Origin of the sequence: Pseudomonas cichorii (assembly GCF_019719005.1) — a bacterium.
GTDB lineage: Bacteria > Pseudomonadota > Gammaproteobacteria > Pseudomonadales > Pseudomonadaceae > Aquipseudomonas > Aquipseudomonas cichorii_E.
This window is the reverse complement of record NZ_JAIGPJ010000031.1, coordinates 14,765-30,482: the sequence shown is the minus strand read 5'-3', so window position 1 is coordinate 30,482 and position 15,718 is coordinate 14,765. Positions and strand designations below refer to the sequence as shown.

14 protein-coding genes and 2 tRNA genes are annotated in these 15,718 nt (G+C 57.1%); 1 reads left to right on the top strand and 15 read right to left on the bottom strand.

Annotated elements, in window-relative coordinates:
• Positions 1-10 precede the first annotated feature (10 nt).
• A complete protein-coding gene (locus tag K5D32_RS19785) occupies positions 11-316 on the top strand; it encodes a DUF2845 domain-containing protein (RefSeq protein ID WP_374107969.1) in 306 nt (101 codons plus the stop codon).
• A 138-nt stretch (positions 317-454) separates the two neighbouring features.
• Here K5D32_RS19785 and K5D32_RS19780 read toward each other — a convergent pair whose 3' ends face one another.
• From K5D32_RS19780 to ftsH, 15 genes are all read right to left on the bottom strand, one after another.
• Complete coding sequence (locus tag K5D32_RS19780; RefSeq protein WP_221577727.1) at positions 455-805, bottom strand: BON domain-containing protein; 351 nt, start codon at positions 803-805, stop codon at positions 455-457.
• 293 nt (positions 806-1,098) lie between these two features.
• Positions 1,099-3,204: a polyribonucleotide nucleotidyltransferase gene (pnp, locus tag K5D32_RS19775; RefSeq protein ID WP_221577726.1), complete on the bottom strand. Its 2,106-nt coding sequence runs from the start codon at positions 3,202-3,204 to the stop codon at positions 1,099-1,101.
• A gap of 172 nt (positions 3,205-3,376) precedes the next feature.
• On the bottom strand, positions 3,377-3,646 hold the full coding sequence (gene rpsO, locus K5D32_RS19770) for a 30S ribosomal protein S15 (RefSeq protein ID WP_002555121.1): 270 nt from the start codon (positions 3,644-3,646) through the stop codon (positions 3,377-3,379).
• Between the two features lie 150 nt (positions 3,647-3,796).
• Positions 3,797-4,717 carry a tRNA pseudouridine(55) synthase TruB gene (gene truB / locus K5D32_RS19765; RefSeq protein ID WP_221577725.1) on the bottom strand — a complete coding sequence of 307 codons (921 nt, stop codon included), beginning with the start codon at positions 4,715-4,717 and terminating at the stop codon, positions 3,797-3,799.
• A 3-nt stretch (positions 4,718-4,720) separates the two neighbouring features.
• Positions 4,721-5,137 (bottom strand): 30S ribosome-binding factor RbfA, encoded by a 417-nt coding sequence (gene rbfA, locus K5D32_RS19760; RefSeq protein ID WP_221577724.1) that lies wholly within the window; start codon positions 5,135-5,137, stop codon positions 4,721-4,723.
• Between the two features lie 157 nt (positions 5,138-5,294).
• Positions 5,295-7,832, bottom strand: a complete 2,538-nt coding sequence (gene infB / locus K5D32_RS19755; protein ID WP_221577723.1) for a translation initiation factor IF-2 — start codon at positions 7,830-7,832, stop codon at positions 5,295-5,297.
• Between the two features lie 26 nt (positions 7,833-7,858).
• On the bottom strand, positions 7,859-9,340 hold the full coding sequence (gene nusA / locus K5D32_RS19750; protein WP_025258501.1) for a transcription termination factor NusA: 1,482 nt from the start codon (positions 9,338-9,340) through the stop codon (positions 7,859-7,861).
• A 59-nt stretch (positions 9,341-9,399) separates the two neighbouring features.
• Entirely contained in the window at positions 9,400-9,858 is a 459-nt protein-coding gene (gene rimP / locus K5D32_RS19745; RefSeq protein WP_025258500.1) for a ribosome maturation factor RimP, read from the bottom strand.
• A gap of 129 nt (positions 9,859-9,987) precedes the next feature.
• Positions 9,988-10,064: transfer RNA gene (locus K5D32_RS19740), tRNA-Met, on the bottom strand.
• Positions 10,065-10,160: 96 nt separating this feature from the next.
• Positions 10,161-10,246, bottom strand: a tRNA-Leu gene (locus K5D32_RS19735).
• 47 nt (positions 10,247-10,293) lie between these two features.
• Entirely contained in the window at positions 10,294-10,674 is a 381-nt protein-coding gene (gene secG, locus K5D32_RS19730) for a preprotein translocase subunit SecG (protein WP_198726546.1), read from the bottom strand.
• 4 nt (positions 10,675-10,678) lie between these two features.
• A complete protein-coding gene (gene tpiA / locus K5D32_RS19725; protein WP_221601525.1) occupies positions 10,679-11,434 on the bottom strand; it encodes a triose-phosphate isomerase in 756 nt (251 codons plus the stop codon).
• Positions 11,435-11,500: 66 nt separating this feature from the next.
• Positions 11,501-12,841 carry a phosphoglucosamine mutase gene (glmM, locus tag K5D32_RS19720; RefSeq protein WP_221577721.1) on the bottom strand — a complete coding sequence of 447 codons (1,341 nt, stop codon included), beginning with the start codon at positions 12,839-12,841 and terminating at the stop codon, positions 11,501-11,503.
• A 20-nt stretch (positions 12,842-12,861) separates the two neighbouring features.
• Entirely contained in the window at positions 12,862-13,713 is an 852-nt protein-coding gene (gene folP / locus K5D32_RS19715) for a dihydropteroate synthase (protein WP_221601524.1), read from the bottom strand.
• A gap of 8 nt (positions 13,714-13,721) precedes the next feature.
• Positions 13,722-15,623: an ATP-dependent zinc metalloprotease FtsH gene (gene ftsH, locus K5D32_RS19710; RefSeq protein ID WP_200994757.1), complete on the bottom strand. Its 1,902-nt coding sequence runs from the start codon at positions 15,621-15,623 to the stop codon at positions 13,722-13,724.
• Positions 15,624-15,718 lie beyond the last annotated feature (95 nt).

Below are 15,718 nucleotides of genomic sequence, written 5' to 3'. Positions count from 1 at the left end.
TAAATCCCCGATCACTGGCTTCACTCTGCTGGCGCTCTCTGGAGCGCTGGCGGCAACAACCGTACAGGCTTCGACCTTGCGTTGCGGTAGCCAGTTGATCAGCACCGGGGACAGGGTTTTCGAGGTTCAACAGAAGTGCGGCGCGCCCCTGAGCCAGGAGGTTATCGGGAGCAAGGAAACCTACAGCAGCAACTACCGAAGGTCCGAGGAAGTGAGGATTGAGGAGTGGGTTTACGGCCCCTTTAACGGCATGTATCAATACCTGCGTTTCGAGGGTGGCCGGCTGGTCCGTATCGATAGCAAGCGCGGCAATTGACCGCCTGAAATAGAACAGGCCCCAGTGCGAACACCGGGGCCTGTAATGGCCACATCCTTGTGGCCTCTCGCATGAACTTCCTGTCTGCCGACGACCTGTAAGGCCGTCGACTCGACGTCAGATGCTCATTACAAAGGGTTACTCAGCCTTCAGGCCATCAGCCGAAACAGCCTGAACGCCTTTGATTTTCTTGGTGATAGCCACAGCAGTTTTCTTCTGGGCTTCAGTCACTGCTACTGTCGAGGACAGGGAAACCACGCCTTTGTTGGTTTCAACCTTGATGTCCGAGCCTGGGATGCCTTTTTCAGTCAGCAGGTCAGCTTTGACCTTGGTGGTGATCCAGGTATCGGTAGTCGCTTCCTTGGCTTGGGCCGCTTCACCGGCAGCCAGCATCAGTGGAGCCTGGGTGTTGGTCTGAGCGAATGCAGCGTTAGCCATGGTCAGTGTCAGGGCAGTTGCAGTGGCAGCAGCGATAGCAAACTTCTTCATACGATAACTCCTGTTTTTCTCAGAAACTGCACCAACATCATTGGTTGCAGGGTTATTGGTTATATCGCAAGGGGTGTGCCAATCTGCCACAAAAAATAAAATCCTTTAAATACAACAGGTTATAATTTTTACCATTTTGCACGATCGTGCAGATTGCCCGCTCGACCAAAAACCCCACTTGCAAGATGCATGTTCCCATCGGGCGTTTTGAGTGGGTTTTACGCAAGCCTTTATTTAGGCTCATAAAAAAAGGATCCCGAAGGATCCTTTCTTTGGCGAAGCCTGGCGAGCTATCAGACGCCAGACGCTTTTGCAGCGGCTACGTCTTTGATCGACAGCTTGATACGGCCGCGGTTGTCCACGTCCAGTACCAGAACTTCGACTTCCTGGCCTTCTTTCAGAATGTCGGTCACTTTCTCTACGCGGGCATCGCTCAGCATGGAGATGTGAACCAGACCGTCCTTGCCAGGCAGGATGTTCACGAATGCGCCGAAGTCGACGATGCGCTCAACCTTGCCCACGTAGATCTTGCCAATTTCCGCTTCTGCGGTGATACCCAGAACGCGCTGACGTGCTGCTTCAGCCGCTTCCTTGGTTTCGCCGAAGATCTTGATCGAGCCGTCGTCTTCGATGTCGATCGAAGCCTTGGTTTCTTCACAGATTGCACGGATGGTCGCGCCGCCTTTACCGATGACGTCACGGATTTTGTCGGTGTCGATCTTCATCGCGATCATGGTCGGAGCGTTGGCCGACAGTTCGGTACGCGACTGACCAATGATCTGGTTCATCTGGCCGAGGATGTTCAGGCGAGCTTCCAGGGCTTGGCCCAGGGCGATCTCCATGATTTCTTCGGTGATGCCTTTGATCTTGATGTCCATCTGCAGCGCGGTAACACCTTTGGAGGTACCGGCCACTTTGAAGTCCATGTCGCCCAGGTGGTCTTCGTCACCCAGGATGTCAGTCAGAACGGCGAATTTACCGCCTTCCTTGACCAGACCCATGGCGATACCGGCAACAGGAGCCTTCATCGGTACACCGGCGTCCATCAGAGCCAGGGAAGCACCGCAGACCGAAGCCATGGAGCTGGAACCGTTGGACTCGGTGATTTCCGATACGACACGGATGGTGTACGGGAACACGTCGGTTTCAGGCAGCATGGCCTGAACGCTGCGACGAGCCAGACGGCCGTGGCCGATTTCACGACGACCAGCGCCACCCATGCGGCCACACTCGCCTACCGAGAACGGAGGGAAGTTGTAGTGCAGCATGAAGGGGTCTTTTTTCTCGCCTTCGAGGGTGTCCAGCAGCTGTGCGTCACGGGCAGTACCCAGCGTCGCGACAACCAGAGCCTGGGTTTCGCCACGGGTGAACAGTGCCGAACCGTGGGTCTTTGGCAGAACGCCGACTTCGATGTTCAGAGGACGAACGGTGCGGGTGTCACGGCCATCGATACGTGGCTTGCCGTTGACGATGTTCTCACGCACGGTGCGGTATTCGATTTCGCCGAAAGCCGCTTTGACTTCGCCAGCAGACGGGCTGCCTTCTTCAACAGCCAGCTTGGCAACGACCTGATCACGCAGCTCGCCCAGACGCGCATAGCGGTCGGCCTTGACGGTGATGGTGTAGGCCTGGGAGATCGCGTCGCCGAACTCGGAACGGATCGCGCCCAGCAGCTCGGTGGCTTCCGGCTTTGGCTGCCAGCTCCAGAGAGGCTTGGCGGCTTCGGCGGCCAGTTCCTTGACAGCGTTGATCACGACCTGGAACTCGTCGTGGGCGAACAGAACGGCGCCCAGCATCTGGTCTTCGGTCAGTTCCTTGGCTTCGGATTCAACCATCAGAACAGCTTCGGAAGTACCGGCTACGACCATGTCCAGGCTCGAAGCCTGCAGTTGCTCGTAAGTCGGGTTCAGCAGGTAACCGGTGCTTTCGTGGAAAGCAACACGGGCAGCGCCGACAGGACCGTCGAACGGAATGCCGGAGATGGCCAGGGCAGCCGAAGTACCGATCATCGCAGCGATGTCCGGATCGGTTTTCTTGCTGGTGGAAACAACGGTGCAGACAACCTGCACTTCGTTCATGAAGCCTTCTGGAAACAACGGACGGATCGGACGGTCGATCAGACGCGAAGTCAGGGTTTCTTTCTCGGAAGGACGGCCTTCACGCTTGAAGAAACCACCAGGGATCTTGCCGGCAGCGTAGGTTTTTTCCTGGTAGTGCACTGACAGAGGGAAGAAGCCTTTGCTGGCATCGGCGTTCTTGGCACCGACCACTGTCACCAATACGCTGACGTCGTCGTCAACGGTGACCAGTACTGCGCCGGAAGCCTGACGGGCGATGCGGCCAGTCTCCAGGGTTACGGTCGATTGACCGAACTGAAATTTCTTGATTACCGGGTTCACGGTTTCCTACCTTTTCTGTGGCTCTTGGGGAACTGGTTTCTTGCGAATTCTTGGGCAGCGAGGGGAATCGGACCCTTCGGCAGTCCAGATAAAACTAGAGGCTGGAAGCCTGCCAGAACCATCGGTATACCGATGAATCGTGACAGACAACCAACCTCTCGCAACGTCGTTATTAGCGACGCAGACCCAGACGACCGATCAGGGCGCTGTAACGGCTAACGTCCTTACCTTTCAGGTAATCCAGCAGCTTGCGACGCTGGTTTACCATACGGATCAGACCACGACGCGAGTGGTGGTCCTTACCGTTGGCCTTGAAGTGGCCTTGCAGTTTGTTGATGTTGGCGGTCAGCAGTGCAACTTGCACTTCTGGCGAACCAGTGTCACCAACAGCTTGCTGGTAGTCGGTTACGATCTGAGCTTTTTCTTCAACGCTGAGTGCCATGTGGGCAATCCTTCAGTAAAGGAGCCGCTTCCGGAGAAGACGGTTCCAACAGGCCGGGGACAAACCCCGTATTAAAAAATGAGATGTGACCGTGCCTGTTGACAGCCACCCTCGTTCCAGTCCGCCTGCATGCAGACAGCCTGGTTCCGGTCATTCTGACCGAATCAGACGACGCGGCGCTATACGCCCGTCCTCGCTTACTTCACCGATACCGATGAAGCGACCTTCGTGATCCTGCACCCGGACCATGCCGAACTTCGGCGCATCCGGTGCTCTTACCGGCTGACCATGCAGCCAGTAGAAAGAACTGTGTTCCGAAAACTGCAGCAGTGGCCAATGTAGCAGACCGCTGTCCGATGGCATCAGGAAACGGTCGACCGCTTCGTTGCCACCGTCGGCGTGGACCTGCTCGAGCTCTTCCAGCGTGACCGTCTGGCTCAGGTTGAAAGGCCCGGCCTGGGTACGACGCAGCTCTGCAACATAGGCTCCACAGCCCAGTTTCTCACCGATATCCTCGACCAGGGTCCGAATATAGGTGCCTTTGCTGCAATCGACCGAAAGACGCGCGGTCTCGGAAGACTCGCAAGCCAGCAATTCCAGGCGCGCAATAGTAACAGAACGAGGCTCACGCTCCACTACTTCACCTGCACGAGCCAGCTTGTAAAGAGGCTGGCCATCACGCTTGAGAGCCGAGTACATCGGAGGTATCTGGCTGATTTGACCGCGAAAATCCGGCAATACCGCTTCGATATCTTCACGACCAACGGTCACCGGGCGAGTCTGCAACACTTCGCCTTCGGAGTCTGCCGTGGTGGTGGTCTTGCCCAGTTGCATCAGCGTCTCGTAGGACTTGTCCGAATCGAGCAGGTACTGAGAGAACTTGGTGGCTTCACCGAAGCACAACGGCAACACACCTGTTGCCAGTGGGTCGAGGCTGCCGGTATGCCCGGCCTTTTCGGCATTGAGCAACCAGCGCACCTTTTGCAGGGCCGCATTGGAAGTAAAGCCCAGTGGCTTGTCGAGCAGGATGATTCCGCTGACGTTGCGGCGTATACGCTTGACCTGAGCCACGCCTTACTCCTCGCTACTGTCCGGCTTCACGCCTTGTGGCGCGGAACCTTCCTGATGTTGTCCGTCTTCGGCCACTGCACGCTCGATCAATGCCGAGAGATGTGCGCCACGAGCCACGCTTTCGTCGTAATGGAAATGCAACTGCGGCACGCTGCGCAGTTTCATCTCACGGGCCAGCTGCATGCGCAGGAAGCCGGCGGCGGAGTTGAGCACCTTGATGCTCTGCGCGATTTCCTCGGCGCTGTCCTGCCCCATTACGGTCATGAAAATCTTGGCATGACCCACATCACGACTGACATCGACAGCAGTGATAGTGACCAGACCCACACGTGGGTCCTTGATTTCGCGACGGATCAACTGCGCCAGTTCGCGCTGCATCTGATCGCCGATTCGTTGGGTACGGCTATATTCTTTTGCCATGGTTTGCTACCTGTTACTGACTCGGGACCAAACCCTGACAGTCTGAAAGCGGCAAACGCCCGGCCTGACAATTGCCAGACCGGGCGTTGCGTTGAGAGCCCATGACAGCCCGTGCATTTGCATGCGTGGTTCTGCCATGGCTCCTGTAGCTCGCGATTTAGAGGCTGCGAGCAACCTGGACCTTCTCGAAGACTTCGATCTTGTCACCGACCTTGACGTCGTTGTAGCTCTTGACGCCGATACCGCATTCCATGCCGGCACGGACTTCAGAAGCATCGTCCTTGAAGCGGCGCAGGGATTCCAGCTCGCCTTCAAAGATAACGATGTCGTCACGCAGAACGCGGATTGGACGGTTACGGTGGACAACACCTTCAACGACCATACAGCCTGCGATCGCGCCGAATTTCGGCGAGCGGAACACGTCACGCACTTCGGCAATACCGAGGATGTTCTCGCGAACATCGCTGCCCAGCATACCGGTCAGTGCTTTCTTGACGTCCTCGATGATGTCGTAGATCACGTTGTAGTAACGCATATCCAGACCTTCCTGCTCGACGATCTTGCGAGCGCCGGCATCGGCACGCACGTTGAAGCCGAACAGTACAGCGTTGGAGGCCAGTGCCAGGTTGGCGTCGCTCTCGGTGATACCACCGACACCGCCACCGACGACACGCACTTGCACTTCGTCGTTACCCAGGCCGCCCAGGGCGCCCTGCAGTGCTTCCAGCGAACCACGAACGTCGGATTTGAGGACGATGTTAAGCGTCTTCTTCTCTTCCTGGCCCATGTTCTCGAAGATGTTTTCCAGCTTGCCAGCATGTGCGCGAGCCAGTTTGACTTCACGGAACTTGCCTTGACGGAACAGAGCGACTTCACGGGCCTTCTTCTCGTCAGCCAGTACGCTCATCTCGTCGCCAGCATCCGGCGTGCCATCCAGACCAAGGATCTCGACCGGAATCGACGGGCCAGCTTCTTTTACAGGCTTGCCGTTTTCGTCGAGCATGGCGCGGATGCGACCGAAGTTCGAGCCGACCAGAACCATGTCGCCCTGACGCAGCGTACCGTCCTGAACCAGAACCGTGGCAACCGGGCCACGGCCTTTGTCCAGACGGGACTCAACGACAACACCACGACCAGGAGCCGATGGAGTGGCCTTGAGTTCCAGAACTTCAGCCTGCAGCAGGACCGCTTCGAGCAGTTCGTCGACGCCGGTACCCATTTTCGCGGAAACCGGAACGAAAGGCGTATCACCGCCCCACTCTTCGGAAGTCACGCCATGGACCGACAGTTCGCTACGGATGCGATCAAGGTCTGCGCCCGGCTTGTCGATCTTGTTCACTGCAACAACCAGCGGTACGCCAGCAGCCACGGCATGCTGAACGGCTTCGATGGTTTGCGGCATTACGCCGTCGTCTGCTGCAACAACCAGGATGACGATATCGGTTGCCTTGGCACCACGTGCACGCATTGCGGTAAACGCGGCGTGACCCGGGGTGTCGAGGAAGGTAACCATGCCGCGTTCGGTTTCAACGTGGTAGGCACCGATGTGCTGGGTGATACCACCGGCTTCGCCAGCAGCAACCTTGGCACGACGAATGTAGTCGAGCAGGGAAGTCTTGCCGTGGTCAACGTGGCCCATTACGGTCACGACCGGAGCACGGGAGAAGGTTTCACCCACGAACTTCAGGGATTCGGCCAGGGAGTCTTCCAGGGCGTTGTCGCTGACCAGCGTGACCTTGTGGCCCAGCTCTTCGGCGATCAACTGGGCAGTTTCCTGATCCAGTACCTGGTTGATGGTCACCGGAGTGCCCAGCTTGAACATGAACTTGATGACTTCAGCTGCCTTGACGGACATCTGCGCCGACAGTTCGCCGACAGTGATGGTCTCGCCGATGGCAACGTCACGAATAACCGGACCGGTAGGGTTCTGGAAACCGTGGGCATTGCGTTTCTTCAGCTTGGACTTGCCACGACCACCACGACGGAAACCATCGCTTTCTTCGTCGGTAGTACGAGGCGCAACGCGAACAGCCGGTGCCTTCTCTTTTACCGAAGCGCGATGCGGAGCGTTCTTGCGCTCGCCGTCGCCGCCACGAGCATTGCGGTCATCGCCACGGGTCTTGTCCGGGCGACGCTGATCGTCACGCTTGCGAACTTCGACAACAGGCGCAGCAGGTGCGGATGTTGGCGCAGGTGCCGCAGGGGCAGCAGGCGCTTCACGCACTGGCTCGGCAGCCACAGGGGCTGGCGCAGCAGCAGGTGCCGCGGTCTGTTCAGCAGCAGGCTGGCGACGCGCTTCTTCTTCGGCGCGACGCTTGGCTTCTTCTTCAGCCTTTTGACGGGCGGCATTTTCTACCGCACGGCGTTCATCCAGCTCACGTTTGCGCTCGGCTTCGATTTCTTCCGGGCTGCGTTGCACGAAAACTTTCTTCTTGCGCACTTCAACGCTGATACTTTTGCTGCCGGCAACGCGCAGGGTGCTGGTGGTCTTGCGCTGCAAGGTAATCTTGCGCGGCTCTTCCACTTTAGCCTTGTGGCTGCTTTTCAAGTGAGTCAGCAACGATTGCTTTTCACTGTCGGACACATGTTCCTCGGCGGCGGTGTGCGGCAGACCTGCCTCACGCATCTGCTGCAGCAGGCGCTCTACCGGTGTTTTGACCTCATCGGCCAGTTGTTTCACCGTGACTTGCGTCATGCACTTCTCTCCTCAGGCCGCGCCTGTTACTCGAACCAATGGGCTCGGGCGGCCATGATCAACTTGCCGGCACGATCATCGTCAATGCCGTCGATGTCGAGCAGGTCATCTATAGACTGCTCGGCCAGGTCTTCGCGGGTAATTACGCCGCGCACCGCCAGTTCCATCGCCAAATCCTTGTCCATACCCTCAAGCGAGAGCAGGTCTTCGGCCGGATGGGCGTCTGCCAGCTTTTCCTCAGTAGCGATGGCTTTAGTCAACAAGCGATCCTTGGCACGAGCGCGAAGCTCGTTGACGGTTTCTTCGTCAAAGCCATCGATGTTGAGCATTTCTTCCAGCGGTACGTAGGCAATCTCTTCCAGGCTGGTGAAGCCTTCATCGACCAGCACCTGCGCCAGATCTTCGTCGACTTCCAGCTCGTCGATGAAGTTGCGCAGAATGTCGCCAGTCTCTGCCTGCTGCTTGGCCTGGATGTCCGATTCGGTCATCACGTTCAGGGTCCAGCCAGTCAACTGACTTGCCAGACGCACGTTCTGACCGCCACGACCAATGGCCTGAGCCAGGTTGTCCGCACCAACAGCGATATCCATTGCATGGGCATCTTCATCGACGATGATTGCAGCCACTTCAGCAGGGGACATTGCGTTGATCACGAACTGTGCCGGGTTATCGTCCCAGAGCACGATATCCACACGCTCGCCACCCAACTCGCCGGATACGGCCTGAACACGCGAACCGCGCATGCCGATGCAGGCGCCTTGCGGGTCGATTCGTTTGTCCTTGGAGCGAACAGCGATTTTTGCACGCGAACCCGGGTCACGGGAGGCAGCCATCACCTCGATCAGACCTTCGGCAATTTCCGGTACTTCGATACGGAAAAGCTCGATCAGCATTTCTGGCGCAGTACGCGACAGAATCAGCTGAGGGCCGCGGTTTTCAGTGCGGATTTCTTTCAGCAAAGCCCGCAGACGCACACCTACCCGGAAAGTCTCACGGGAGATGATGTCTTCACGAGCCAGCAATGCTTCGGCATTGTTACCCAGATCAACGATGACATTGTCACGCGTAACCTTTTTAACAGTACCGGAAATGATTTCGCCCAGACGCTCGCGATAGGCATCGACCACCTGAGCACGCTCGGCTTCACGAACCTTCTGCACAATGACTTGCTTGGCGGTCTGTGCAGCAATACGACCGAATTCGATGGACTCGATCTTCTCTTCGATCAGATCGCCAGCGACAGCACCCGGCTTTCTGGCCTGGGCCTGGTCTACAGCCAGCTCGTAGGCCGGATCGTCCAGATCTTCGTCTTCGACCACATTCCAGCGACGGAAAGTCTCGTAGTTACCGGTGTGGCGGTTGATTTCCACACGCAGCTCAACCTCATCTTCAAAACGCTTCTTGGTAGCAGTGGCAAGAGCCAGCTCCAGCGCTTCAAAAATTACTCCTGCCGGAACGCCCTTTTCATTGGACACCGACTCAACAACCAGCAGTACTTCTTTGCTCATCGTACGCCTCGCCTTTCGCAAGCCATTGGATCCGCGGGATCCGCTGTATCTGGCACGTCTCAGTCAAACGTGGGAATAATGTTGGCTTTGTCGATCAAGTCGATCGGCAAAAGGTATTCGTGGTCTTCTACATGCACCACGACATCCTGCTCCTCCACCCCGCGGAGAAGGCCTTGAAAGTTGCGTCGACCATCGAAGGGCGAGCGCAGCTTTATTTTCACTTGTTCCCCAGCGTGCAAAGCAAACTGTTCAAGAGTGAACAGCGGGCGATCCATGCCAGGAGAAGACACTTCAAGCGTGTATTCAGCACTGATGGGATCTTCAACATCCAGAACACCGCTGACCTGGCGACTGACTGTTTCGCAGTCCTCCACCAGAACGCCGCCTTCTTTGTCGATATAAATGCGCAGCAGTGAATGTCGGCCCTGGGAAAGAAACTCAATTCCCCAGCATTGATAGCCAAGAGCCTCGACCACCGGGGCCAACAAGGCCTGCAACTGTTCTAGCTTGCTCGACACCTGAACCCCCTCGTGCATGCTTTAGAAATAAAAAAATGGGCAAAAGCCCATCATGAAAACGCCGTTGAACATCGGCGTCATGTACTGTCCAGCTAACAAAAAGCCCCTAGAATAGGGGCTTCGCGAAACTGGTTGCGGGGGCTGGATTTGAACCAACGACCTTCGGGTTATGAGCCCGACGAGCTACCAGACTGCTCCACCCCGCGACAAAGCTGGGGCAGAAGTATACGACCGATCCCCTAAAGAATCAATCCAACATCCACCTACAAGAAAGCCCGCTAGTGCGGGCTATCTTGCTTAATTGGTACCGAGAAGGGGACTCGAACCCCTACACCCTATGGGCACAACCACCTCAAGGTTGCGTGTCTACCAATTCCACCACCTCGGCATTACAACTCTTTTTGGCGACCTCAACAAACATCGCCGAATTCCTTTTTACTTCTGCTCTGGCGCTTGAGGTACGTCAGCTGGAACAACAGCTGGCTTTTGCGCTTCGAGCACCGGAACATCATCTGCTGCCGGTTTTTGTTTCGTTTCCAAAACTGTTGGATCTGGCAAACCTGCTTGATTCAGCCCTTGAGCTTTCTCTTTAGCAAAGTAACCTAACCCCAAGCTGGTTATGAAAAAAGCTGCGGCGAGTATAGCAGTAAACTTACTGAGAAAGGTAGAGGTTCCTTGCCCTCCGAACACAGTATTTGATGCACCTGCTCCGAAAGACGCACCGGCGTCCGCACCTTTACCCTGCTGCAGCAATACCAGGACAACAACGCCCAGAGCACCCAGCAGATGAAAAACGATTACGACTGTTTCCAGCATTTTTTCAGTTTCCCGCGGCGCGACAGATCGCACCGAACTCTTCTGCATTCAGGGAAGCTCCACCAATGAGCCCCCCATCGATATCCGGCATGCTGAACAACTCGACCGCATTGGCCGCCTTCACGCTGCCGCCATAAAGAAGACGCACGCCTTGTGCGACTTCGGAATTCTCTTTCGCCAGTTGCGCGCGAATAGCTGCGTGCACTTCCTGCGCCTGTTGAGGCGAGGCTGTCAGCCCGGTACCAATGGCCCAGACCGGCTCGTAAGCGATTACTGCTTCAACAAATGCACCGATGCCAAATTCGGCGATGATGCTGTCGAGCTGCTGCCCGACAACTTCCAGCGTCTGACCCGCTTCGCGCTGCTCCAGGGTTTCCCCTATGCACAACACCGGTATCAGGCCGCTCGCCTGAATCGCCGCAAACTTGCGGTTGAGGACATCATCCTGCTCACCAATCAATTGGCGGCGCTCGGAGTGCCCAACCAGTACAAACCTGCAACCTGCATCAGCCAGCTGACTCGACGCTATCTCACCTGTCAGCGCACCTTGTGCTGCCTGAATCGCAGCATCCTGGGCACCAACAGCGATTGACTGACCTTTCAGCCCTTCGATCGCCTGGGCGATGTAGAGACTTGGAGGCATAACCGCGATATCAACATCGCTTGGCAGAACCTGCCCGGCAAGCCCGTCGATCAGCTCAGCGACGCTGGCGCGGGTACCGTGCATCTTCCAGTTACCAGCTACCATAGGGCGACGCATGCTACACCTCGTCGGTCAAAGTGGGCGCAGATGTTACCCAACACTTTCAACACTGGCAAGCCAAAATCAGGCGCAAACTTCAGCAACCAGTTTTGCCAGCTCATCGGCATAGTTTCTGACCTGGGTTTCGTCCTCACCCTCGACCATGACACGCACCAATGGCTCGGTGCCAGACTTGCGCAACAGGACGCGACCGCGACCCGCCATTTCCGACGTAACACGGGCACAGGCCTCTTTTACGGACGGGTGATTGACCGGATCCACACCACCACCAAAACGGACATTGACCAGGACCTGAGGACACTTGCGCAGCTTCTGACGGATTTCGCACAGGCTTACGCCACGGCGACGCAAGGCAAGCAGCACCTGCAGGGCAGCAATGATTGCGTCACCCGTGGTGGTGTGCTGGAAGCAGACGATATGGCCGGAGTTCTCACCACCGATCTGCCAGTCACGCTCCAGCAGTTCGGCGATCACATAGCGGTCACCGACATTGGCACGCACGAACGGAATATTCAGCTCGGCCAGCGCCAGCTCCAGACCCAGGTTGCTCATCAGGGTACCGACCACGCCACCCTGCAGACGACCACGCTCCTGCAGATCACTGGCGATGATGTACAGAAGCTCGTCACCATCGACGACCACGCCCGTATGATCGACCATCAGGACCCGATCACCATCACCGTCAAAGGCGATACCCAGATCCGCCTTTTCGGCCACCACGGCAGCCTGCAGCGCTTCCGTATGAGTGGAACCGCAATCCTTGTTGATGTTGAGCCCGTCAGGCTGCGCCGACAGCACGACAACCTGGGCACCCAGCTCACGGAAAACGCTTGGGGCCACTTTATAGGTAGCACCGTGGGCGCAATCGATCACCACTTTCAGACCAGCAAAGCTGGTACTGGTCGGCACGCTGCTCTTGCAGAATTCGATGTAACGACCGGCCGCATCGTTGATACGGGAAACCTTGCCGAGCTTTTCGGATTCGGCGACGGTCATCGGCGTATCCAGCAGCTCTTCGATCATCTGCTCGATCTCGTCAGGCAGCTTGGTGCCCTTGCCCGAGAAGAACTTGATGCCGTTGTCGTAATGCGGATTGTGAGAAGCACTGATCACGATACCCGCTTCGGCATGAAAGGTGCGGGTCAGGTACGCGATAGCCGGTGTCGGCATCGGACCAAGCAGCATGACATCGGCACCGGCAGCCGAAATACCGGCCTCCAGGGCAGACTCGAACATATAACCGGAAATACGGGTGTCCTTGCCGACAAGAATCCTGCAAGCCCCCATGCGACGGAAGGCCATGCCCGCAGCCCAGCCGAGCTTGAGCATGAATTCAGGCGTGATTGGAAACTGCCCTACCCGACCACGAATGCCGTCAGTTCCGAAATACTTTCTTGTAGTCATAAATGCTGCTCCACAGTTTCTTACTCAGCCGATTCGACAGCTGCAATCATGCGCACCACATCAGCCGTTTCGGCGACATCGTGCACACGTAGAATTCGAGCCCCTTTGGCCATCGCCAGAGCAGCCAAAGCCAGACCGCCGTAAAGGCGCTCCCCGACAGGACGACCCAGCACGGCACCGATCATGCTTTTGCGCGACACCCCGACCAGCAGCGGACGCCCCAGGGAATGCAGGACCTCCATGTGCTTGAACAGGCTCAGGTTGTGATCCAGCGTCTTGGCAAAACCGAAACCGGGATCAAGGATGATCCGCTCACGATCGATACCTGCCGCCGCACACTGAGTCATTCGCTCCCGCAGAAAGGCACCAACCTCGCCCACCAGATCGGTGTAACGCGGGTCATCCTGCATATTGCCGGGCTCGCCAAGCATGTGCATCAGGCACACGGGCAAACCTGTCCGGGCGGCAGCCTCCAGAGCACCAGGCCGACCCAGCGAACGTACATCGTTGATGAGCCCTGCCCCGAGACGAGCCGTTTCGAGTATCACCTCAGGCGTAGAAGTATCAACCGAGACAATGACGTCGAGTTCGCGGCCAATAGCTTCTACTACCGGCGCGACCCGTTCAAGCTCCTCGACAGGAGAAACAGGAGGCGCGCCAGGACGAGTTGACTCGCCACCGACATCGATCAGGGTTGCACCAGCCAGCACCATGGCCTCGGCATGACGCAAGGCAGCATCGAGCTGACTGTAACGACCGCCATCCGAGAATGAGTCTGGAGTTGCGTTGAGAATGCCCATCACGTGCGTACGGGCCAAATCAAGAACCCGGTTGCCGCAAGGCAACCGGGTCGGGTACAGCGTAGAAGTCATGTCAGACCTTAATGTTCAGCAGCAGGACCGCCGATCGGAGCTTCCGGGCGGGCATCCGGTACAGGCGTGCCTTTGGTACCGGAACCGCCTTCCCAGTCCCGCGGTTCACGGGGAGGTCGGCCTGCCATGATGTCATCGATCTGATCCGAATCGATGGTCTCATATTTCATGAGCGCATCAGCCATCGCATCCAGCTTGTCACGGTTGTCAGTGAGAAGCTGTTTGGCAGTGTTGTAGCTGTGATCGATGATGCTGCGAACTTCCAGATCGATCAGCTTGGCGGTATCGCCAGAGAAGTTCGAGTTCTGGCTGCCGCCACGACCCAGGTAACCTGAATCTTCATCTTCGGAATACATCAACGGACCGAGTTTTTCCGACAACCCCCACTTGGTCACCATGTTCCGGGCAATCTGACTTGCACGCATGATGTCGTTGGAAGCACCGGTGGTCACACCGTCGAAGCCCAGAGTCATTTCCTCGGCAATACGACCGCCGTACAGGGAGCAGATCTGGCTGACCAGAGCACGCTTGGACAGGCTGTAGCGATCTTCTTCCGGCAGGAACATGGTCACACCCAGCGCACGACCGCGCGGAATGATCGACACCTTGTAGACCGGATCATGCTCAGGCACCAGACGACCCACGATAGCGTGACCAGCTTCGTGGTAGGCCGTGTTCTGTTTTTCCTTCTCGGACATGACCATGCTCTTGCGCTCGGCGCCCATCATGATCTTGTCTTTGGCCAGCTCGAACTCCTTCATTTCGACGATGCGCTTGCCGGCACGGGCTGCGAACAGGGAAGCCTCGTTGACCAGGTTGGCAAGGTCGGCACCCGAGAAGCCCGGGGTACCACGTGCGATGACCGCAGGATTCACATCCTCGCCCATCGGCACTTTGCGCATGTGAACCTTGAGGATCTGCTCACGACCACGAATGTCCGGCAGACCTACAACCACCTGACGGTCGAAACGGCCCGGACGCAGCAGCGCGGGGTCCAGTACGTCAGGACGGTTGGTCGCCGCGATGACAATGATGCCATCGTTCATTTCAAAGCCATCCATCTCGACCAGCAACTGGTTGAGGGTTTGCTCGCGCTCATCATGACCGCCACCCATGCCGGCGCCACGATGGCGACCCACGGCATCGATTTCATCGATGAAGATGATGCACGGTGCGTGCTTCTTGGCTTGTTCAAACATGTCACGGACACGGCTTGCACCGACACCCACGAACATTTCGACAAAGTCGGAACCGGAAATGGTGAAGAACGGCACTTTCGCTTCGCCGGCAATTGCCTTGGCAAGCAGGGTCTTACCGGTACCCGGAGGACCGACCATCAGCACACCGCGAGGAATACGACCGCCCAGACGCTGGAACTTGCCCGGATCGCGCAGGAACTCGACGAGCTCGCCCACTTCTTCCTTGGCCTCATCACAACCCGCCACATCGGCCAGGGTCGTCTTCACCTGATCTTCGGAAAGCAGGCGCGCCTTGCTCTTGCCGAAGCTCATCGGGCCGCCCTTGCCGCCCGCGCCACCTTGCATCTGGCGCATGAAGAACATGAACACGGCAATGATGACCAGGATCGGGAAGCTGGCTACCAGCAACTGGGTCCAGATGCTCTGCTGCTCAGGCTGCTTGCCTTCGACAACTACATTGTTATCGACCAGATCACCAATCAGACCGTTGTCTGCAATGGCCGGGCGAATGGTCTTGAAGGTGTCGCCATCGCTGCGCTTGCCTGTAATGACAGCGCCGTCCACGGAAACCTTCTCGACCTTGCCATCCTTGACCTGCTGGATGAACTCGGAGTAGTTGAGGGTCTGCGGCTCGTTCGGGCTGGAGAAGTTGTTCATCACCGTCACAAGGACTGCCGCGATGATCAACCACAGGATCAAATTCTTTGCCATATCGTTCAATTAGCTACCCTCTGAAGCAAGCTCCACGCAGGAAGCGTGCCTCGCATGATATTCACCGGCCTAACTTACTACAGAACCTACAGATG

Excerpts from the sequence above, each read along its gene's own strand:
- K5D32_RS19780 (WP_221577727.1), bottom strand. The coding sequence starts at position 805 with ATGAAGAAGTTTGCTATCGCTGCTGCCACTGCAACTGCCCTGACACTG.
- rpsO (WP_002555121.1), bottom strand. The coding sequence starts at position 3,646 with ATGGCACTCAGCGTTGAAGAAAAAGCTCAGATCGTAACCGACTACCAG.
- rbfA (WP_221577724.1), bottom strand. The coding sequence starts at position 5,137 with ATGGCAAAAGAATATAGCCGTACCCAACGAATCGGCGATCAGATGCAG.
- infB (WP_221577723.1), bottom strand. The coding sequence starts at position 7,832 with ATGACGCAAGTCACGGTGAAACAACTGGCCGATGAGGTCAAAACACCG.
- nusA (WP_025258501.1), bottom strand. The coding sequence starts at position 9,340 with ATGAGCAAAGAAGTACTGCTGGTTGTTGAGTCGGTGTCCAATGAAAAG.
- secG (WP_198726546.1), bottom strand. The coding sequence starts at position 10,674 with ATGCTGGAAACAGTCGTAATCGTTTTTCATCTGCTGGGTGCTCTGGGC.
- tpiA (WP_221601525.1), bottom strand. The coding sequence starts at position 11,434 with ATGCGTCGCCCTATGGTAGCTGGTAACTGGAAGATGCACGGTACCCGC.
- glmM (WP_221577721.1), bottom strand. The coding sequence starts at position 12,841 with ATGACTACAAGAAAGTATTTCGGAACTGACGGCATTCGTGGTCGGGTA.
- folP (WP_221601524.1), bottom strand. The coding sequence starts at position 13,713 with ATGACTTCTACGCTGTACCCGACCCGGTTGCCTTGCGGCAACCGGGTT.
- ftsH (WP_200994757.1), bottom strand. The coding sequence starts at position 15,623 with ATGGCAAAGAATTTGATCCTGTGGTTGATCATCGCGGCAGTCCTTGTG.